The sequence below is a fragment of the Ruegeria sp. HKCCA5426 genome (assembly GCF_013034585.1).
In the GTDB taxonomy this organism is placed as follows: Bacteria; Pseudomonadota; Alphaproteobacteria; order Rhodobacterales; family Rhodobacteraceae; genus Ruegeria.
Map to the genome: position 1 here is coordinate 90352 of NZ_WQGH01000008.1, position 19403 is coordinate 109754.

Annotated in this window: 17 protein-coding genes; 5 read left to right on the plus strand and 12 right to left on the minus strand. The window is 58.5% G+C overall.

The window, feature by feature from the left end:
- Window positions 1–29: 29 nt before the first annotated feature.
- The gene (locus GOV87_RS14325) at window positions 30–692 is read right to left on the minus strand and encodes a DnaJ domain-containing protein (protein ID WP_171212240.1); all 663 of its coding nucleotides are present in this window, start codon (window positions 690–692) and stop codon (window positions 30–32) included.
- 162 nt (window positions 693–854) lie between these two features.
- A complete protein-coding gene (gene metF / locus GOV87_RS14330; RefSeq protein WP_171212241.1) occupies window positions 855–1721 on the minus strand; it encodes a methylenetetrahydrofolate reductase [NAD(P)H] in 867 nt (288 codons plus the stop codon).
- 94 nt (window positions 1722–1815) lie between these two features.
- On the opposite strand from metF, the gene GOV87_RS14335 reads away from it, so the two are divergent.
- Together GOV87_RS14335 and GOV87_RS14340 are read left to right on the plus strand one after the other, a co-directional pair.
- The gene (locus GOV87_RS14335; protein ID WP_171121671.1) at window positions 1816–2721 is read left to right on the plus strand and encodes a LysR family transcriptional regulator; all 906 of its coding nucleotides are present in this window, start codon (window positions 1816–1818) and stop codon (window positions 2719–2721) included.
- 96 nt (window positions 2722–2817) lie between these two features.
- Window positions 2818–3603 carry an inositol monophosphatase family protein gene (locus GOV87_RS14340; RefSeq protein WP_171212242.1) on the plus strand — a complete coding sequence of 262 codons (786 nt, stop codon included), beginning with the start codon at window positions 2818–2820 and terminating at the stop codon, window positions 3601–3603.
- Window positions 3604–3658: 55 nt separating this feature from the next.
- Here GOV87_RS14340 and bhcD read toward each other — a convergent pair whose 3' ends face one another.
- The 4 genes from bhcD to bhcA are packed head-to-tail and all read right to left on the minus strand — an operon-like array spanning window position 3659 to window position 8006.
- Window positions 3659–4642, minus strand: coding sequence for an iminosuccinate reductase BhcD (gene bhcD, locus GOV87_RS14345; protein WP_217360864.1), 984 nt, complete (start codon window positions 4640–4642; stop codon window positions 3659–3661).
- A gap of 15 nt (window positions 4643–4657) precedes the next feature.
- Entirely contained in the window at window positions 4658–5821 is a 1164-nt protein-coding gene (gene bhcC / locus GOV87_RS14350; protein ID WP_171212244.1) for a 3-hydroxy-D-aspartate aldolase BhcC, read from the minus strand.
- A gap of 11 nt (window positions 5822–5832) precedes the next feature.
- Window positions 5833–6804 (minus strand): beta-hydroxyaspartate dehydratase BhcB, encoded by a 972-nt coding sequence (gene bhcB, locus GOV87_RS14355; protein WP_171212245.1) that lies wholly within the window; start codon window positions 6802–6804, stop codon window positions 5833–5835.
- 11 nt (window positions 6805–6815) lie between these two features.
- Complete coding sequence (gene bhcA / locus GOV87_RS14360) at window positions 6816–8006, minus strand: L-aspartate--glyoxylate aminotransferase BhcA (protein ID WP_171212246.1); 1191 nt, start codon at window positions 8004–8006, stop codon at window positions 6816–6818.
- A gap of 229 nt (window positions 8007–8235) precedes the next feature.
- Here bhcA and GOV87_RS14365 point away from each other — a divergent pair, with 229 nt between their 5' ends.
- Window positions 8236–9033, plus strand: coding sequence for an IclR family transcriptional regulator (locus GOV87_RS14365; RefSeq protein ID WP_254447380.1), 798 nt, complete (start codon window positions 8236–8238; stop codon window positions 9031–9033).
- Here GOV87_RS14365 and GOV87_RS14370 read toward each other — a convergent pair.
- Window positions 9004–9747, minus strand: a complete 744-nt coding sequence (locus GOV87_RS14370; protein WP_171212248.1) for a rhomboid family intramembrane serine protease — start codon at window positions 9745–9747, stop codon at window positions 9004–9006. The two genes, GOV87_RS14365 and GOV87_RS14370, sit on opposite strands and share 30 nt — an antisense overlap.
- Window positions 9748–9789: 42 nt before the next feature.
- Window positions 9790–13191, minus strand: coding sequence for a bifunctional proline dehydrogenase/L-glutamate gamma-semialdehyde dehydrogenase PutA (gene putA, locus GOV87_RS14375; protein WP_171212249.1), 3402 nt, complete (start codon window positions 13189–13191; stop codon window positions 9790–9792).
- A gap of 103 nt (window positions 13192–13294) precedes the next feature.
- Here putA and GOV87_RS14380 point away from each other — a divergent pair, with 103 nt between their 5' ends.
- Together GOV87_RS14380 and GOV87_RS14385 are read left to right on the plus strand one after the other, a co-directional pair.
- Complete coding sequence (locus tag GOV87_RS14380) at window positions 13295–13771, plus strand: winged helix-turn-helix transcriptional regulator (protein WP_171212250.1); 477 nt, start codon at window positions 13295–13297, stop codon at window positions 13769–13771.
- Window positions 13772–13813: 42 nt separating this feature from the next.
- Window positions 13814–14380: a tetratricopeptide repeat protein gene (locus GOV87_RS14385; RefSeq protein WP_171122316.1), complete on the plus strand. Its 567-nt coding sequence runs from the start codon at window positions 13814–13816 to the stop codon at window positions 14378–14380.
- A 46-nt stretch (window positions 14381–14426) separates the two neighbouring features.
- Here GOV87_RS14385 and GOV87_RS14390 read toward each other — a convergent pair whose 3' ends face one another.
- From GOV87_RS14390 to GOV87_RS14405, 4 genes are all read right to left on the minus strand, one after another.
- Window positions 14427–16316: a PhoX family phosphatase gene (locus GOV87_RS14390; protein ID WP_171212251.1), complete on the minus strand. Its 1890-nt coding sequence runs from the start codon at window positions 16314–16316 to the stop codon at window positions 14427–14429.
- 221 nt (window positions 16317–16537) lie between these two features.
- A complete protein-coding gene (locus GOV87_RS14395; protein ID WP_171212252.1) occupies window positions 16538–17530 on the minus strand; it encodes an ABC transporter ATP-binding protein in 993 nt (330 codons plus the stop codon).
- Window positions 17527–18561 (minus strand): Gfo/Idh/MocA family protein, encoded by a 1035-nt coding sequence (locus GOV87_RS14400; RefSeq protein ID WP_171212253.1) that lies wholly within the window; start codon window positions 18559–18561, stop codon window positions 17527–17529. Before GOV87_RS14400 ends, GOV87_RS14395 begins: the two co-directional genes overlap by 4 nt.
- Entirely contained in the window at window positions 18558–19397 is an 840-nt protein-coding gene (locus tag GOV87_RS14405) for a carbohydrate ABC transporter permease (protein ID WP_171212254.1), read from the minus strand. Before GOV87_RS14405 ends, GOV87_RS14400 begins: the two co-directional genes overlap by 4 nt.
- Between the last annotated feature and the right edge of the window lie 6 nt (window positions 19398–19403).

Here is a 19403-nt window from a genome sequence, read left to right on the forward strand (position 1 = left end):
TGATTCAGCCGGGTTTTCCTGTGACGAAGTCAACTGGCCAGCCAAAACTCATCCTGAGTTTTCTGATCCGCCTCGAACCGGATGCGGACGCTTTTTGCGCCGGGGAACTTGCGGTTCAGGATTGTCTCGGGGACAACCACCTCGCCAGCACCGGCCTCTTTGCACTGAAAACTGAGGACCTCAGTCTCGGTGCGGCGAGTCCCAGCCAAAATCGACGTAGGAAGCGCGATACGGTTTGCACCTTCACAAACCGGAGATGGCACGAAATACGTCAGGTTGCGGCCATAGCAGCCGACAGCCTCGGGGATATGATCCGAGTCGGCCCGCAAATCGACCGTCGCTTCGGTCTGATTGGCTTCCTGTTCTTCCGAAACATGCGCAAGCGCTTTGTCGAGCAATGAACGACAGGCATCGATATCCGCATCTTCCAGCGTGATTACGCGTTTGCGCAACCTGGGACGCTTTGGTTTTCCGGCATCAGCAGCTTTCCCAGCCAACCCTTCTTCGCGCAAAAGATCGTAAGCTTCCTTGGCGCGTGTGAAGTCTGCCGCATCAGACGTGGAACAATCGGGATGTGCGTGAAACGCGATCTGTCGCCACGCGTTCCTGATGTCCGCAGAACCAGCTTGCTGGTTCAATCCAAGGGCATGAAGTGCCTCAGCACGCGCCCTGATTCTATCAACAGGTTCCATAACAAATCACTCGTTAAACAACTACGAGAACCAGTGTCAGGACGGGTGAATTTTTGTCAAATAAGGCAAAAAATTGAATATGAAGGGGGAACAATAGGGGTGTTTGCGAATGGATTGTCTCCCGGGTTTGGCTCGACAATATCGTGTGTTCGGACCTTTGGGTCAGGCGACGTTCTGAAGCTCGGTTTTGGGTGTGATGCCCAATGCAAAACAGACATCACGGGTAAGTTCCGGGCGGTTCAGCGTATAGAAATGCAGCTTGTCGACACCGCCTTCGATCAGGTCGGAACACAGCTCGGTGCATAGGGCCGTGGCCAGCAGGTCTTCGCGGTCGTCGCGAACGGCCTTGTCAAACGCCTGTTCAACCCATGCCGGGATGCGCGTTCCACAGCGGCGGGCAAAGTTGCGCGCCCCTTTCCAGTTTTCGATCGGCAGAATTCCCGGCACGATGGGCTTGTCGATCCCCGCTTTGGCGCAGTCGTCGCGAAAGCGGAAGAAGGTTTCGGCCTCAAAGAAGAACTGCGTCAGGGCTTCGTCGGCACCGGCGTCCAATTTGGCCTTGAGCCAGTCTACGTCTGTGCGCGCATTTTGCGCCTCGGGGTGGATATCGGGGTAGGCGCCGACGCGAATGTTGAACTTGCCTGATTCAGCCAGCGCCGCAATCAGTTCGACCGAGTTCTGAAAGCCGTCAGGGTGCGGAACAAAACTGTCCTGACCTTTTGGTGGGTCACCGCGCAACGCGACGATATCCTGGACGCCTGACTTGGCAAAACTGTCGGCAATGGCCAATGTTTCCTCGCGCGTCGCATCCACACAGGTCAGGTGGGCCGCGACAGGCAGGCCAGAAGATTTGTGCAAAGTTGCCACCGCATCGCGGGTCAGTTCCCGCGTGGTTCCGCCTGCACCGTAAGTGACGGACACAAACCGAGGATCAAGTGGGGCCAATGTCTGAACAGTGTCCCACAACCGAAAAGAGGCTTCCAGCGATTGCGGCGGGAAGAACTCGAATGAAATTTCTGGCTTGGTCATCTTGGCCTCATTTGCTGCGGTCCCGGGTCTTGTGCCAGTTTCTGCTATGTGAGACAAACTCATATTGTTCAAGAACAACATGAGTGAATCTGAAATGCACATCGAATTCCGGCACCTGCGCACAATCAAGGCGATCCATGAATGTGGTGGGCTTGCCCGCGCTGCGGACCAGTTGAACATCACGCAGTCTGCGCTGAGCCATCAGATCAAGGGGCTGGAAGATCAGGCGGGTGTTGAACTCTTCCTACGTCGGTCCAAGCCGATGAAATTATCGGCGGCTGGTCTGCGCCTGTTGCGGTTGGCCGAGCAAATCCTGCCGCAGGTCGAAGCGACCCAGCACGAATTCTCGTCCCTGCGTGATGGTCGTACCGGTCGGATGCATATCGCTATCGAGTGCCACGCCTGTTTCGAGTGGTTGTTTCCCGTGCTGGAAACCTTCCGCAAGTCGTGGGGGGATGTCGATGTAGATATCAAACCAGGTCTTGCGTTCGACGCTTTGCCAGCGCTGCAAAAAGAAGAGGTCGATCTTGTCGTGTCGTCCGACCCCGAAGACCTGCCGGGTGTCGAGTTCATCGAGCTTTTCGACTATGACGCCGTATTTGTCGCCGCGTCGGTGCATCCCTTGGCGCAAAAGGACTATATCGAAGCCGAAGATTTCCGGGGGCAGACCTTGATCACTTATCCTGTCGAGCGCACGCGACTGGATGTGTTCAGCCAGTTGCTGATCCCTGCGCGGGTGGAACCGGCCGCGATCCGGCAGGTGGAACTGACGGCGGTCATTCTGCTTTTGGTTGCCTCGAACCGTGGGATTTCGGTGTTGCCCGACTGGGTCGTGCGCGAGGTAAAGTACAATTCCGACTATGTGACACGCCCACTGACCAAGGATGGGATTACGCGCAGTTTGTACGCAGCGGTTCGCACGGAAGACCTTGAAAAGCCCTATGTGCAGGAGTTGATTCAACTGGCCGGAACCGAGGCCCGCAAGCTGCAACAGCAATAGGCGCAAATCGCGGGTCTGCTATGCGTATCATTCCTCTTGGCAAGGGCGCTTTGCATCAGTATACGCGCGGTTTGACCGAACAGGAGCCTTTGGACAATGGTTGGCAGTGCAAACCTCAACATCATGATTAAAGCCGCGCGCAAGGCGGGGCGGTCTTTGGTCAAAGATTTTCGCGAAGTCGAGAACCTTCAGGTGTCGATGAAAGGCGCAGGCGATTTTGTCTCAAAGGCGGATATCGCCGCAGAGGCGATCCTGAAAGAGGAACTGCTGGGCGCGCGCCCGACCTATGGTTGGCTGGCCGAAGAGGGCGGCGAAATCCCCGGCGAAGATCCCACCCGCCGCTGGATCGTGGACCCGCTGGATGGGACAACGAATTTCCTGCACGGCCTGCCGCACTGGGCGCTTTCAATCGCGCTGGAGCATAAGGGCAAGATCGTCGCTGGCGTGATCTACGACCCGGCCAAGGACGAGATGTTCTTTGCCGAAAAAGGTGAAGGTGCGTGGATGAATGACACCCGCATTCGCGTCTCAAGTCGTCATCGTATGATCGAGTCTATCTTTTCGACGGGCCTGCCCTTTGGTGGCCGTTCGGACTTGCCAGCAACGCTGCAGGATCTGGCGCGATTGATGCCGACCTGCGCCGGTGTGCGTCGCTGGGGCTCTGCTGCGCTTGACTTGGCATACGTGGCCGCAGGTCGATACGAAGGGTTCTGGGAACGCCGCCTGCACGCATGGGACGTGGCGGCCGGGATCATCATCGTGAAAGAGGCCGGTGGCTTTGTGCAGGCTTTAAACCCGGAAGGCAGTGTCTTGGAAGATGGCGAGGTGATCTGTTCGAACGAACCGATTTTTGACCAGTTTGCAAAGGTGATCCGGGGCTAAGACCTGATCGCCACGATCGAAGTTGCGCGCCCCGAACGAGGCGCGCTTTTTCGTTTCATAGGGCCGCGCGCTGCGCCAAGCCTGCCTCATCCGCCAATCGCGCGGCGACCGACGCAACTGCCAAATCCTGCAAACCGACCCCGGTTCCGTCGAACAGGGTGATTTCGTCTTCGCTGGTCCGGCCGGGGTGATCCCCGTTGATCACGGCACCAATTGGTGTGATCTGATCCTGCTTCAGCGCCCCCGAGTTTACAGCGTGCTGGGCTTCGCCGATCGTAACGGATTGGGCGACCTCGTCTGTGAAGACGGTTGCTGCGGCCACTAGCGCGGGGTCGACCTCTTGCTTGCCTTTTGTGTCGGTACCCATGCAGGCAAGGTGCGTGCCGGGTTTGATCCAGTCATTCATCAATAGCGGTTCAAAGGCTGAGGTGATCGTGATGATCACATCCGCCTGCGCGCCCAGTTCCTGCTGGCTGACGGCCTCGAACTCCAACCCGATTTCCTCGGCCACGGCAGCCAGACGCGGCAGCATGTCCGGGTGGGGGTTCCAGGCGACGACCTTTTCGAACGCGCGCTGTTCGGCTGCCGCACGCAGTTGAAAGGCGGACTGATGACCTGCACCAACCATCCCCAGAACCTTCGAATCTTGCCGCGCCAGATGTGCAATCGAGACCGCTGACGAGGCCGCCGTGCGCACCGCCGTCAGGTAATTGCCCCCGACAAGCGCAGAGAGCTGCCCGGTGTCAGGATCGAACAGAAAGACGGCGGATTGGTGGTTGGTCAGATTTTTTTCGGCATTGCCGGGCCAATATCCGCCCGACTTTACACCCAGCACCTGTCCTTCCCTGTCGAACCCTGACTTGAAGCCGTACAATGCGTCCGCGTAACCCAGCGCCTCGCGCACAACAGGAAAATTCCACGCCCCGCCGCTGGCCATTGCGCCAAAGACCGACTGAACCGCGTCAAAGGCTTGCTGGCGGCCGACCAGTTGCTTGCAAAGATCTTCGCCTACGATCAGCAGCCCGTCTTGAGAAGTCATGATATCCCTCATTGCTCAGAACGCCTTTCCACGGGCCGAAACAGGCCAGAGCGTTTCAACCTTGCCGCCCCGCACACCCACATACCAGTCATGGACGTTGCAGGTTGGGTCACAATGACCGGGAACCAGACGCAGCTTGTCGTTGACCTTGAGAACATTGCCGGGATCACCGATCACGCCGTGCTCATCCGAGCACTTGAGGTATTCGACATCGTCGCGCCCAAAGATGAACGGCAAGCCGCTATCGACGGACTGCGCCTTTAGGCCTGCATCACAGATCGCCTTATCTGCTTTGGCGTGGCTCATGACGCTGGTTAGGATAAACAACGCATTTTCCCACTCACCCTGGTCGATCCGCTTGCCATCCTTGTCCAGAATACGGCCATAGTCGGCATCCATGAAGGCGTAGGAACCGCATTGCAGCTCGTTGTAAACACCTGAATTGCTTTCGAAATAATACGATCCGGTGCCGCCGCCCGAGACCAGATCGCAGTCGATTCCTGCGGCTTTCAACCCGCCAACCGCGTCTTCGACCATCGCGATTGCAGCATCCAGTTTCTCTTTTCGGGCCTCATACGTGTCGAGATGCTGCATTGCGCCCTGATACGCCTGAATGCCTGTGAATTTCAGGTTTGGGGCTGCCACGACCGCCTCGGCGATCTCGATTACAGCCGGAGTTGTGGTCACGCCGCACCGCCCCGCGCCGCAGTCGATTTCGACCAGAACCTCTAATTTGGTGCCGTTGCTGACTGCCGCAGCGGACAGGTCCGCGACGTTATTGACGTCGTCCACACAGACGATGGTGCGCGCACCGGTCTTGGGCAGTCGCGCCAGGCGGTCGATCTTGGCCGGGTCACGCACCTGATTTGATACAAGGATATCCTTGATGCCGCCGCGCGCAAAAACTTCTGCTTCCGAGACTTTCTGACAGCAGACACCCACCGCGCCGCCCAGCTTTTCCTGAAGTTTGGCGACATCAACGGACTTGTGCATCTTGCCGTGTACGCGGTGGCGCATGCCATGTGCCTTGGCATAGTCGCCCATCTTCCTGATATTCCGCTCCAGCGCGTCCAGATCGAGTATCAGGCACGGTGTTTGAATGTCTTTTTCGTCCATACCGATTGAGGCGGGGATGTCGAAGCCGACTTCGAGGTCGTCAAATTTCACAGGTTTGTTCATGTTATTCCTCCTTACCCTTTGAGCCAGGGCAGCTTGTCCAAATCCACGTTGCCGCCGGTGATGATTACGCCGACGCGTTTTCCGCGAAACACGTCCGGATTTTTGAGAATGGTTGCCAGAGGCACCGCCGAGGACGGCTCCATCACCACGCGCAGATATTTCCACGTCAGTTTCATCGCCTCGACGATATCATCTTCCGAGGCGGTGAAGATGTCCGTCACGTGGTTGGACACAAAGTGCCACGTGTTTTCCTTGAGCGGCACCAGCAGACCATCGGCAACCGTTTTGGGCGCGTCGTCCGCGATAATGCGACCCGCCTTGAACGAACGATAAGCGTCATCCGCCTGTTCCGGCTCCGCGGCATAGATCGCTGTACCGGGAGCCAGGTTTGACACTGTTAAACAGGTTCCGGACACCATACCGCCGCCGCCAATCGGCGCAATGACCGCATCCACACCGTCGGTTTGTTCCAGCAATTCCGCCGAACATGTCGCCTGCCCAGCGATCACGCGGGGGTCGTTATAGGGGTGGACGAATTCGCCGCCCGTTTTGGCCTGCACTTCGGCAAACGTCGCTTCGCGCGAGGTGGTCGACGGCTCGCACTCGGTAATCCCTCCGCCAAAGCGCCGGACCGCATCTTTCTTGGCCTGTGGCGCCGTGCGCGGCATGACCACGTGGCAGGGAATGCCCCGCCGCCCGGCCGCATAGGACAGCGAAAGCGCGTGGTTGCCGCTGGAATGGGTGCAGACACCCTTTGCCGACATCTCATCGCTTAGGCCAAACACGGCGTTGCTTGCTCCGCGAACCTTGAAGGCGCCGGCCTCTTGAAAGTTCTCGCACTTGAAAAACAGATCGGCGCCGGTCAGGTCATTCAGGTAGTCGGACACCATGACCGGGGTTCGGCGGATATATGGTTTGATCCGTTCATGCGCCGCTCGCATGTCGTCGATTGTCAGCTTCGCGGCGGGGGTGTGATCCAGCATGATCAATCTCCTCAGGCTGCCGCCATTGCGTTGCCGGACGAGCCGGAACGATAGAATTCCTGCGCGGCCGCGACCCCGCTGCCCAGTGAGATCGGGTAATTCAGGTCCGCCATCGCCATTTCGATCGTGCTGAGGCCAGACAGGACCATCACGTCCGTCAGGCTGCCCAGATGACCGATGCGAAACGCCTTGCCGTTCAGTTGCCCAAGGCCGATCCCGAAGGACACGCCATATGCGTTGAACGCGTGATCTGTCAGGGCGTTGCTGTCGAACCCATCGGGGACATAGATTGCGCTGACCGTATCGGAATAAAGGTCGGGCGACTGTGCAACCAGCTTCAAGCCCCACGCGTCGGTGGCACGGCGAACCCCTTCGGCCAGCCGGTGGTGGCGGGCATAGACGTTGTCCAAACCTTCCTCAAACAGCATCTTAAGGCTTTCGCGCATCCCGTAGATCAGTTGCAGCGGCGGGGTATAGGGAAACCCGCCCGATGCATTCGCGGCTATCATGTCGCGGAAATCGAAGAAGGTGCGGGGCAGCTTGGCGGACGCCATCGCCTCTTGCGCCTTTTCGCTGACACACAGGATCGCCATCCCGGTCGCCAGCATGAATCCTTTTTGCGACCCCGACACGGCGATATCGACGCCCCATGTGTCAAACTGAAATGGCACAGAGGCCAGCGAGCTTACGCAATCCACAAATAGCATCGCGGGATGGTTTGCGGCGTCCATGGCTTGACGCACAGCACCGATATCCGAAAGCACGCCGGTGGCAGTTTCGTTATGGGTCACCAGAACGGCGCGGATGTCGTGCGACGTGTCCTTGGCAAGGGCTGCCTGAAACAGGTCTGCTGGTGCACCTGTCCCCCAAGGGCAATCAATAATCTGCACGTCCAACCCGTGCCGTTGGCACAGGTCGATCCAGCGATGGCTGAAAACGCCATAACGGGCCACCAGAACCTTGTCTCCGGGGCTGAGGGTATTGGTGATCGCCGCTTCCCACCCGCCGGTGCCCGAGGCAGGGAATGTCACGATCTGACCGGTTTGAGTGCTGAAGACACGCTTTGTCTCTTCCAGAACAGGGGCGAACGTGTCGACAAAATCCGGTGCGCGGTGGTCTTGCGTTTGAACCTGCATGGCCAGCCGCAGCCGGTCGGGGATATTTGTCGGCCCTGGTATGAAGACCGGGTTTTGGTTGGACATCTTCTATTCCTCCGCTTTGGAGGACATTTTCCGGGATTATGTGGCGTCATGCAATTTTCTTGAAAAATATTTTCATTTTTGCCAAAAAATCTGTAACCGGCGAAATTCGTGAAGATTTCCGTTTTTCATTTTGATGGCGAATTTCAACCGCGACAAAAAATATCGGGCAAAGGAGGAAGGGAAATTGGGACAAGAGCCGCAAAAAAGACCACGAGGTCGACCGAAATCCATGTTCAAGGAAAGCTCGGCCGGGACCATGCAGTCTTTGGATCGCGCGTTGGGCGTTATGACCACGGTTGCGCGCATGGAGCGGGCCGCGCTGAGTGATCTGGCCAGAGAGATCGGGGTCCCCACAGCCACTACGCACCGTATTCTGGTCACGTTGCAAAAACACGGCTTCGTCAGCTTTGACGAAGAGCGTCAGGAGTGGGTGATTGGCATCGAGGCATACAGAACCGGCGCGTCTTTCCTGCGTAGAAACAGCGTGATCGAGATCGGACGACCCATCCTGCGGCGCTTGATGCAGGACAGCGGTGAGACAGCCAATCTCGCGGTGCCCGATGGGTTCGAGGTTGTGTTTGTTGGGCAGGTCGAAACCGGGAACCCCATCCGGGCGTTTTTTCCGCCGGGGGCCCGGACCCCGATGTATGCATCGGGAACTGGCAAGGCGATCCTGGCCGAACTGGGCGAGGCCGGGTTGACCAAAGCGCTAGGCTTGGGGGAACCGGTTGCCTTTACCGAGAGTACTCTGCTGCCCGGGTCAAAGTTGCAGTCGGACTTGGCGCTGACGCGAAAGCGGGGCTGGTCGCATGATCGGGAAGAGCGCTATGAAGGCATGTCCTGCATTGGCGCGGCGATATTCAATGACCGTGCCGAGCCCTGTGCCGGGATATCCGTGTCCGGCCCGACTGTGCGATTCAAAGCGGACCGCGCGCCGGACTTGGGCGGGTTGGTTATGGCCGCTGCCCGGGAAATCACTGAACTAAGCGGTGGGCGTCTACCTGCGCGGAATGCGGGGAATGCGTGATTGCGAGAACTTGTAGGTCTGCTCTGGGTGGGGTGGATGGCCGTGTGTCCGGTTCCAGTATCTGATGCCACCGCGCCGCAACCACAAGGGAATACTCAGCACCAAACCGACGAAGAAACCGCCTGTATGCGCCCAATATGCAATCCCACCTTCGTCCGGGTTGCTGGAGAAGCTGCCCAGAAACTGCATGCCAAGCCAGACCCCAAGCATAACGAAGGCCGGAATGGTGAAGACGCGAATATAAACGATCAAGATCAACAGGATATCGACCTGCGCCTTGGGGAACAGCAGCAAATAGCCGCCCATCACTCCGGCAATCGCGCCCGATGCACCGATTGTGGGAACCAATGAGCCGGGGGCTGTCAGGACGTGAATCAGGCCAGCGCCGATCCCGGCGGCCAGATAGAACAGAAGGAAGGGTAGGTGGCCCATCTCATCTTCGAGGTTGTCGCCAAAGATCCACAGAAACAGCATGTTGCCGATCAGGTGCATCCAGCCCCCGTGCAGGAACATTGATGTCACCAAAGTATCGAACGCAAATCCGTCAGTGATCCGAGCCGGAATAACGGCGTAATCATAGTAAATCTGGTTGATCAGCCGCGCGTCGTCCATGGCGCCTGCATAGCTGATAAAGATCAGAATATTCGCCGCCATTAGCAGGTAAACGACGAACGGAGTACGCCCCGAAGGGTTATGATCGCGGATCGGAAACATGGCGCGACGCTGGGCTTTCCTTAGCCCAGCGTCAAGGTCTGTTTAGGCCGCACCACCCAGCAACGCCGCGTTACCCCCTGCGGCGGTTGTGTCGACGCAGACGTGGCGCTCGGCCAGTACTCGGGCCTTGTCCGGCAAGCCGGGGATCAGGGGCAGGATCGGACCAGTGCGGCGGGCCAGATGCCGTTCAATGTCTCGGGCCGTGGCTTCATCACCCCACCACAAAACGCCGGAGATACCTGTCGCATTTTCAAGCCGATGCAGGTCGATTGTACCTGTGGCGCGGATTGCCGAACCGCCCAATTCCTGCACGGCCACCGCTTGTGCCTGAACTGCAGCCTCACCCGGCCCCATACACAAGAGAGGCGGGCGGGGGAACTCGCTGAGGCGGTTGGATTCTCCGGTGGGGCCGGGCAGGGAACGGGTTTGAACTGATGCCGGCTCGCCGTCCGGGGCAGGCATGCCGCCCATTGTTGCGTCCCACGTCCCGGCGCTGTTCTGGCGGTCGGGTGCGCAGAAACGGGTCATATAGTTTGGACCGCCGGCTTTGGGGCCAGTTCCAGAAAGCCCTTCACCACCAAAAGGTTGCGATCCGACAATCGCTCCAATCTGGTTACGGTTCACATAGATATTGCCTGCGTGAACGGCTTCGGTGATGTGCTGAACACGGTCGTCAATGCGCGTGTGCAAGCCAAAGGTCAGGCCGTACCCCGTGGCATTGATGTCAGCGATCACCTGATCAATCTCGGACGCCTTGAACCGCACGACATGCAGAACCGGGCCGAAAACCTCGCGTTCTAGCGCGGCAATGCCAGGGATTTCAATAAGCGTTGGAGCGACGAATGTGCCGTCGGGCGGCGTTGGCATCTCTTTCAGGATGCGCCCGTCCCGACGGGCCGTTGCAACGTGATCCGTGATGACCTGCCGTGCATCGTTGTCGATAACGGGGCCGCAATCGGTTGAAATCAACCACGGGTCGCCAACCTGCAGGGCCTCCATCGCGCCCTTCAGCATCGTCAGCAGGTCGTCCGCAATGTCCTCTTGCACATAAAGGCACCGAAGGGCCGAGCAGCGCTGACCCGCCGATTGAAACGCGCTTTCGATGATGGATTGTACGGCTTGTTCTGGCAGGGCAGTGCTGTCCACTATCATGGCATTCAGCCCGCCGGTTTCCGCGATCAACGGGGTGCCGGGCCGCAGGTTTTCTGCCATTGCCTCGCGGATTTTCAGCGCCGTCGCGGTCGAGCCTGTAAAAGCCACGCCCGAAACCCGCGCATCCGAGGTCAGTGCCGCACCCACCATAGGGCCACCCGGCAGCAATTGCAGAACATCCAGTGGCACACCTGCTTCATGCATCAACTGCACGGCGCGATGCGCGATCAGGGGTGTTTGCGGGGCGGGTTTGGCCAGTACAGCGTTACCAGTGGCAAGCGCCGCTGCAATCTGACCGGTGAAAATGGCCAGCGGAAAGTTCCACGGGCTGATGCATGTGAAGGTTCCAGCAGGCGCAAGATCAGGAATATTCGCAGCATAGTACCGCAGGAAATCAACGGCTTCACGCAGTTCAGCAACTGCATCCGGAAGCGATTTCCCAGCCTCCCGGGACAACAGCGCAAAAAGCTCGCCGTAATGGTCTTCGTACAGAACGGCGGCGGCGTTCAGAATGCGGGACCGCTCGGTCGCTGGCGATTGCCATGGTGCCGCAGAGGCCAGCGCCAGTTCGACGTCCTCGGCGCTTGCTGGGGCGACAGCGCCGGGCCGGTCCTGAGGTTGGGCCGGGTTGATGACAGGCTGGTCGTCCTCGGGCGTGGCATCCCCGGACAAAAGTGGCCGCGCGTACCAGTGATGTGCTCGGAACCCGTCGCGGGCGGCGTCGATCCGATCCAGTGTGGGCGTATGTTGCAAGTCAAACCCGCGCGAGTTCGGGCGTTCGGGCTGAAATAGTTCAGGTCCGGTGGGAAGTGGCCGTGCCGGTTCGCGGATCTCGTTGAACGGGTCGGCGGCGACTTCTTCCGGCGACACAGTCTCATCCACAATCTGATTCACGAAAGATGAATTCGCACCGTTCTCCAACAGTCGGCGCACCAGATACGCCAATAGGTCGCGATGCGCACCGACCGGAGCGTAGATACGGCAGCGGGTAGAGTTCTGATCTTTGACCAACCCGTGCAGCGTTTCGCCCATCCCGTGCAGGCGCTGGAATTCATAGGGTTGATCCTTGGCCATATGCAGGATCGCGCTGACGGTATGGGCGTTGTGGGTGGCGAATTGCGGATAGATCCGGTCGGTCATACCCAGCAATTTGCGCGCATTGGCGATGTAGGAAATATCGGTCGCCGCCTTGCGGGTGAAGACAGGGAAGCCATCGACGCCTTCGACCTGCGCACGCTTGATCTCGGTATCCCAATAGGCCCCTTTGACCAACCGGACCATCAACTTGCGATCGTGGCGTTGGGCCATGTCATAAAGTGTGTCCAAAACGATCCCGGCGCGTGGGCCATATGCCTGAACCACGACCCCGAACCCGTCCCATCCGGTCAGGGCGGGCTCGGACATGACCTCTTCTATGACCTGCAGCGACAGGGACAGGCGGTCGGCTTCTTCGGCATCTACGTTCAGGCCCATCCCGGCGGCCTTGGCCAGCAGGCAGAGCGCACGCAGGCGGGGCACAAGCTCATCCATCACGCGTTGTTCCTGCGCCAGTTCATAACGCGGGTGCAGCGCCGACAGCTTCACCGAAATTCCCGGATTGGCGCGTATGTCGTCATGGGTGCAAGCATCGGCAATGGCCGCAATCGCGCGCGAATAGGACAGGTGATAGCGGGCAGCATCGGCCTCGGTCCGGGCGGCCTCGCCCAGCATGTCGTAGGAATAGGTATAGCCCTTGGCTTCCATCCCCTTGGCGCGGTCCATTGCGGCCTGGATGGTTTCGCCCAGTACGAACTGACGGCCCATTTCTTTCATGGCCCGGCCTACGGCCGTGCGGATCACCGGCTCACCCAATCGCTTGATTGCGCCGCGCAGGGCACCGACCGGAGACAATTTGCCTTCATCCAGAACCTTGCCCGTCAACATCAAGGCCCAGGTTGAGGCATTGACCAGCGAGGACGAGGACTGCCCCAGATGTTTACCCCAATCGGATGGCGCAATCTTATCCTCGATCAGCGCGTCGATCGTGTCGGCATCGGGGACACGCAACAGTGCTTCGGCCAGGCACATCAAGGCCACGCCTTCGTCAGTGGACAGGCCGTATTCGGCCAGAAATACCTCCATCATGCCGGGCGACGTGCTGGAACGAATATCGCGCACCAACTGAGCGGCAGAGGCGCATATGGACTGACGATCGGCTTGGGTCAGATCAGACTGTGCAATCAGGTGGTCCAGTACGGCTGACTGATCGGCATAGGTCTGACCGTCGATATGGGCGCGCAGGCTGTGTGACATGTATCCTCCGGGGCTTTTGATAAATATAGGGTCGATTTGACAGGAGGATTGCCTTATTTCTTTCCAAACTAAGGCGAATGGACTGAAGTTTTGGGAGAATACAGTGCAAAAAGACTTTCCCGGTCTTGATCGGTTCGATCAGTCAATTCTGACGATTCTGTCTGAGGATGGGCGCATCCCCATCGCTGACCTTGCGCGGCGGATTGGGTTGTCGAAATCGCCCACTCAAGCACGTGTGAAGAGACTTGAGGCCGATGGCATCATCACCGGATATCGCGCCTTGCTTGACCCGATCCGCCTTGGTCTGGACCACGTGGCCTTTGTCGAGGTGCGTCTGACAGATACTCGCGAAAAGGCATTGGCCGAGTTCAATGCGGCGGTGCGCAAAGTGGCCGAGATTGAGCAAGCCCATATGATTGCATCGAATTTCGACTATCTTCTGAAAATTCGCACCGGTTCGATGTCCGAGTATCGCGCCGTTCTGGCCGAGAAAATTTCGTCGTTACCCCGTGTGGCCAGCACGTCGACCTTTGTTGCGATGGAGGCGGTGAAGGAAACCGGCGTCTCGGGCGCGTTCTGAAGGCCGGGTTGACGAAAGCCGAGCAAGCGTCACCATTGCTGCATGAAACAGCTTTTCCTTGCCTCTGCCTTTGTTGCCGCAACCTCGGGTGCTGCCTTTGCCGATGATTGCCCCATGGCACCGGATCATTCTGCTGGAGTGACCGGGTTGATCTCGCAGATACAACAGGCCGAAAACGAACAGGCCGCCCGCGCGCTGTCCAATCAATTGTGGGAGTTCTGGACGGATGCACCGGACGAAACGGCTCAGGCCGTTCTGGACCGGGGTATGACGCGTCGGAATGCATGGGATTTGTTGGGCGCGATCGAGGATTTCGACAAGCTGATCGAGTACTGCCCGTCCTACGCCGAGGGATATAACCAGCGTGCCTTTGCCCATTATCTGAGGCAGGATTTTCAGGCTGCATTGCCCGATCTGGACCGGGCGATTGAGCTGTCACCGAACCACGTCGCCGCGATCAGCGGTCGTGCGCTGACATTACTTGGTCTTCAGCGAACGGACGAAGCGCGCAAAGCTCTGCAGCAGGCATTGGAGTTGAACCCGTGGCTGTCAGAGCGTCACCTGATGGCCCCCGGCGGGCCGTTGGCTTTGCCGGGCGAGGATATCTGACAGCGCCCTCACCCGTATTCGGAAGAGGGCACCCCCAAAAGATGTATTAGCCGACTAAGCCGTTGTCATTCCGCTTGATAGCGATGATCGAAGACCGTGGCGTTCCGCCATCGGGCCAATTGCTGCCGGGGTGTTGAATTCCGACGAACATTGTCCGCAGGTCGGTTGACCACGCGAGCCCAGTGACTTCGCACCCATTCGGACCCGTCATAAAGCGCGCGATCTCTCCGGTGATCGGGTCACCAACCAGCATCTGGTTGTTCCCGTTTCCGGCAAAGTCCTCGGCGTTGTTGTCATTGCCGTCTGTCTGAATCCAGATCAGTCCGGTTGTGTCGATGACCATACCATCCGGCGAATTGAACAGATTGCCTTCATTGACATTGGGCGACCCGGCATAGGCATCCGTATGCACGTTTGGGTTGCCGGCCATGACGTAGAGATCCCAGTCGAACGTATCTGCTGCGTGGTCGTCGTTACTTGGGCGCCAACGCACGATCTGACCGTATTTGTTGGCCTCACGCGGGTTAGGTCCATTGACCGACGTATCGTCACCACCGGCATTTGGCTTGATACCTCGGTTCTTGTTGTTGGTCAGGCAGCAATATGCCTCGACCGCAACCGGGCTGGAGGCAACCCATTCGGGGCGGTCCATGGTCGTGGCACCCACTTTCGAGGCCGCGAGACGCGTGAAGATCGAAATCTCTGCGGCGTTCATGTCTGTTGTTTCGGGCGTCAAAGGCAACCATACGCCCGACAGGTCGTCGTCGAACTTGGCTGCGTATAAGGTGCCATCTTTCAGCAGGCTCTCGGTCTCGCCGCCCGGCTGATAGGTGCCGTTCGAGACGAACTTGTACAAGTACTCGCCCCGCTCATCGTCGCCCATGTAGACGACCACACGACCATCTGCGGCCAGAGTTACCTCGGCGTTTTCGTGCTTGAAGCGGCCCAGACCGGTATGCTTGACAGGTGTGCTGTCGGGTTTGGTCGGGTCGATTTCCACGATCCAGCCTACGCGGTGGGGTTCATTCGGGTTTTTCGACGTGTCGAAACGCGGGTCAAACAGTTCGTAGCCGTTCCAGCTTTTGGCTTTGACGCCATAGCGCGCATATCCGTCCGCGACCGGTTTATCGTAAACGGCGGTTTCATCGGACGATCCGAAATAGCCGTTAAAATTCTCTTCGCAGGTCAGGTAGGTGCCCCAAGGCGTTTTGCCTGCACCACAATTGTTCATGGTGCCCAGCGACGTCGTGCCAGTTGGGTCAGCCTTGGTTTTCAACAGGTCGTGACCAGCAGCGGGACCCACGATTTTCATAGGCGTATTGTGGTGGATGCGGCGATTGAACGGGCTGTCCTTTACCACAGACCATCCGTCAGCAGCCTCCTTGATCTCCATCACCGTAACGCCCTGAATGTTCTGCATTTTCAGAACGTCGCCTGCGTTGGCGGGAACACCTTCTTGCGCAGAGGGAAGGTTGATGCCGTTATTTGGGAACTCATGGTTGATCGCGATCAGTTCGTGACCCTGATATGAAAAGCTCTCCATCCCGTCTGTGTTTTCGCCAAAGATACGGTCGGATTTTTCAACTGGGCCACCGTCGGTGATGTCATAGCCATCCGCGTCCGAAAACAGTGGGTCGCCCCAGCGCATCAGCACCTTCCAGTCATACCCTTCGGGCACATGTACGGTCCCGTCGGTTTGCGCGGGAATAGGGGTGAAGGCAAAGCGCGAGGCCTCGACCGCCTGCGCCGAAGTCGACCCCATTAGACCGGCGCCCATCGCCGCCGCGCCCGAGCCGAACGCCAGAACGCCACCCAGAAACCCTCGGCGAGAAATGGCGCTTTCGACGACGCGGTCAAATTCGTTTTCCTCGGGGCGGGGAAAGTGCAGTTCGTCCCAATCGTCTGCAGAGAGAGACATGCGATCAGCGTCTTTCATGGGGTGGCTCCTGGCTGTAAATGGATAGCTATGAAACGGACTTAGTGCCCCATTGTGACAGTGGAATAACGGTCCTGCAAATGTGTCTGTCCGGTCTTCTGTCAGGCCGACATTGCCAGATATATATGTTCCACCACACCGTAATTCCAACCAAAGCGCCGCAATTTGCAGCTTTGGTGCTTGTTCAGGCGCTTCAGGTTTTGGGGTGTTAATGGGCGCGCCTAACGCAAACGCTGCCCATTGGTGTCAAACCGATAGGCTTTGTCGGCGGTATAGGCGAATCGCAGTTCTTCGCCTTCGCTGATCGCGTGCTGGCCGAACAAGCGGGCGGTGACGGAATGGTCGTTGACCTTGGCGATAACGTTTGTATCGCCGCCCAGCTTTTCGACATGGCTGACGCGCGCTTTCAGCGGGCCGTCATCCGACAGAAATAGGTCTTCTGGCCGAATGCCGATGGTGTTTTGACCTTCGCCCAACAACCCCTCGGGCAAGAAATTCATTGACGGCGACCCAAGGAACCCGGCGACGAACTGGTTGGCGGGGTTGTTGTACAAGTCCATCGGAGTGCCGATCTGCTCAACCCGCCCGTCACGCAGCACGACGATCTTGTCGGCCAGCGTCATCGCCTCGATCTGGTCGTGGGTGACATAGATCATCGAAGCATCAAGCGCGCGGTGCAGGTTTGCGATCTCGATCCGGGTGTTCATCCGTAGGGCGGCGTCCAGATTCGACAGCGGTTCATCGAACAGGAACAGTTTCGGCTCGCGCACAATAGCGCGCCCGATGGCGACGCGCTGCCTTTGACCGCCGGACAGTTCCGAGGGGTAGCGATCCAGATATTCCTCAAGGTTCAGCATCCGGCTGGCCGTGGCGACACGTTCCTCAATCACCGCTTTGGATTGCTTCTCTTGTTTCAAAGCCAGCGTCATGTTCCCACGCACGTTTAGATGGGGGTAGAGCGCATAGCTTTGAAAAACCATCGCGATCCCGCGTTTCGACGGCGGCACCAGATTGACGGTTTGCCCGTCGATATTGATCTCGCCCGAGGACGCATCTTCCAACCCTGCGATCACGCGCAGCAGGGTGGACTTGCCGCAGCCCGAGGGGCCGACGAAGACGACGAACTCACCTTCCTCCACCTCAAGCGAAATGTCTTTCAGGACATGAACCTCGCCAAAGGACTTGTTCACATTAGTCAGGGTCAGAGCGGTCATGTCGTGGGCTCCTTGAGCGAAACGGGCTGGCCGGTGCGGATGCTTTCATCGGCAGCCAGACAAATGGCAAGGGATTGGACGGCGTCATTCATATGGCGCGTCAGGTCAATATCGTCAGCGATGGCGCGCAGCATAAAGGCTTGTTCGGCGTCACACAGTTCCTGGTGGCCGGGCTCATCCGGCATGTCGACGGTACGGTCGCCGCCCGGCGTGTGGATCAGCAGGCCACCAACCTTGGTGTGCCCGTCGATATCCGCTGAAGCGCCCTTGTTGCCGTCGGTGATCGAGACCGAGCCGTTGGGCGAGACAATGTCTTTTACGAAAAACGCAGTCTCGGACATCATCGGGCCCCATCCGGCCTCGTACCAGCCGACCGATCCGTCGTCGAAGATCACCTGAAACTGGCCGTAGTTATACATGTCCTCGGCGATCTCATCAGACAGGCGCAGGCCCATGCCATGAACACGGACCGGCTGTGCATCAGTGATCTGGCACATCACATCCACATAATGCACACCGCAATCCACGATGGGCGAGGTGGTCTGCATCAGCGCCTTATGTGTCTCCCACTCCGCACCCGAGGATTGCTGGTTCAGGTTCAGGCGGAACACGTAAGGCCCGCCCAAATCGCGCGCTTCGGAGATCAGGCGCATCCACGAGGGGTGATGGCGGAGGATATAGCCCACGACCAGCTTTCGGTTCAGCCGTGTGGCGGTTTCCACCACGCGCCGCGCATCGGCGACATTGGTGGCCAGCGGTTTTTCTACAAAGACATGCGCGCCTGCCTCCATCGCGGCGCAGGCGAAATCGGCGTGGCTGTCGGAATAGGTGGCGACGACCACCAGATCGGGTTTGGTTTCGGCCAGCGCGGTCTGGAAATCCGAATAGGCGGGGTAGTGGCCCAGTTCGGGGTGATCCACATGGCCCGACCGATTCACCAGCCCCACGATCTGTGCGTCGGGGTGGTTATGATGGGCCAGCGCGTGGCTCAGGCCCATATTCCCAAGGCCAGCGATCAGAACTTTGGTCATTTGACAGCTCCTGAAGTGATGCCGCGGATCAATTGGCGCGAGAAAATGACATAGAGGATCAGTACCGGCAGGATCGCCATGGACAGCGCCGACAGAACCGCGTTCCAGTCCGTAACGAACTGGCCGATGAAGACCTGACTGCCCAGTGTGAGCGTCTTGGTCTCTTCGGCCGGGGCAAGGATCAGCGGGAACCACAGATCATTCCAGATCGGGATCATGTTGAACACAGCCACGGTCGCCATCGCGGGCCGGACCAAAGGCAGCACCAGCCGGAAAAAGATCGTGTATTCCGACAGCCCGTCGATGCGCCCTGCGTTTTTCAGATCATCATTGACCTGTCGCATGAACTCGGACAGGATGAACACCGCCAGCGGTAACCCTTGTGCCGTGTAGACCAGTATCAGCGCCCACAACGTGTTCACCAACCCGGTCGCCACCATCATCTCGAGGATTGCCACGGTGCCGATGCGGATCGGGATCATGATCCCCAGCGCCAGATACAGCCCCATCACCAAATTGCCCTTGAATTGGTATTCCGACAGCGCATAAGCCGCCATCGCGCCGAACAGCAGAATAAAGAACAGCGACGCCACGGTGACGATCATCGAATTCTGGAAATAGAGGAAGAAATCCCCCTGCTTCATCACTGTCTCATACCCGATCATCGAAAAACTGTCGGCATTCGGCAGCGCCAGTGGTTCCCGGAAGATCGCGCGGCGGGATTTGAAGCTGTTGATCAGGATCACAAAGACCGGGAACAGGGCGATCAGCGTATAGAGGATCAGCGCCCCGTGCATTGCGGCGGTGTTGATCGGGTTATGGCGTGCTTTGTTCATTTCAGC

What these genes read in the sequence shown, in the direction of transcription:
- GOV87_RS14325 (WP_171212240.1), bottom strand. Translation starts at nt 692, where the DNA reads ATGGAACCTGTTGATAGAATCAGGGCGCGTGCTGAGGCACTTCATGCC.
- metF (WP_171212241.1), bottom strand. Translation starts at nt 1,721, where the DNA reads ATGACCAAGCCAGAAATTTCATTCGAGTTCTTCCCGCCGCAATCGCTG.
- GOV87_RS14335 (WP_171121671.1), top strand. Translation starts at nt 1,816, where the DNA reads ATGCACATCGAATTCCGGCACCTGCGCACAATCAAGGCGATCCATGAA.
- GOV87_RS14340 (WP_171212242.1), top strand. Translation starts at nt 2,818, where the DNA reads ATGGTTGGCAGTGCAAACCTCAACATCATGATTAAAGCCGCGCGCAAG.
- bhcD (WP_217360864.1), bottom strand. Translation starts at nt 4,642, where the DNA reads ATGACTTCTCAAGACGGGCTGCTGATCGTAGGCGAAGATCTTTGCAAG.
- bhcC (WP_171212244.1), bottom strand. Translation starts at nt 5,821, where the DNA reads ATGAACAAACCTGTGAAATTTGACGACCTCGAAGTCGGCTTCGACATC.
- bhcB (WP_171212245.1), bottom strand. Translation starts at nt 6,804, where the DNA reads ATGCTGGATCACACCCCCGCCGCGAAGCTGACAATCGACGACATGCGA.
- bhcA (WP_171212246.1), bottom strand. Translation starts at nt 8,006, where the DNA reads ATGTCCAACCAAAACCCGGTCTTCATACCAGGGCCGACAAATATCCCC.
- GOV87_RS14365 (WP_254447380.1), top strand. Translation starts at nt 8,236, where the DNA reads ATGTTCAAGGAAAGCTCGGCCGGGACCATGCAGTCTTTGGATCGCGCG.
- GOV87_RS14370 (WP_171212248.1), bottom strand. Translation starts at nt 9,747, where the DNA reads ATGTTTCCGATCCGCGATCATAACCCTTCGGGGCGTACTCCGTTCGTC.
- putA (WP_171212249.1), bottom strand. Translation starts at nt 13,191, where the DNA reads ATGTCACACAGCCTGCGCGCCCATATCGACGGTCAGACCTATGCCGAT.
- GOV87_RS14385 (WP_171122316.1), top strand. Translation starts at nt 13,814, where the DNA reads ATGAAACAGCTTTTCCTTGCCTCTGCCTTTGTTGCCGCAACCTCGGGT.
- GOV87_RS14390 (WP_171212251.1), bottom strand. Translation starts at nt 16,316, where the DNA reads ATGAAAGACGCTGATCGCATGTCTCTCTCTGCAGACGATTGGGACGAA.
- GOV87_RS14395 (WP_171212252.1), bottom strand. Translation starts at nt 17,530, where the DNA reads ATGACCGCTCTGACCCTGACTAATGTGAACAAGTCCTTTGGCGAGGTT.
- GOV87_RS14400 (WP_171212253.1), bottom strand. Translation starts at nt 18,561, where the DNA reads ATGACCAAAGTTCTGATCGCTGGCCTTGGGAATATGGGCCTGAGCCAC.
- GOV87_RS14405 (WP_171212254.1), bottom strand. Translation starts at nt 19,397, where the DNA reads ATGAACAAAGCACGCCATAACCCGATCAACACCGCCGCAATGCACGGG.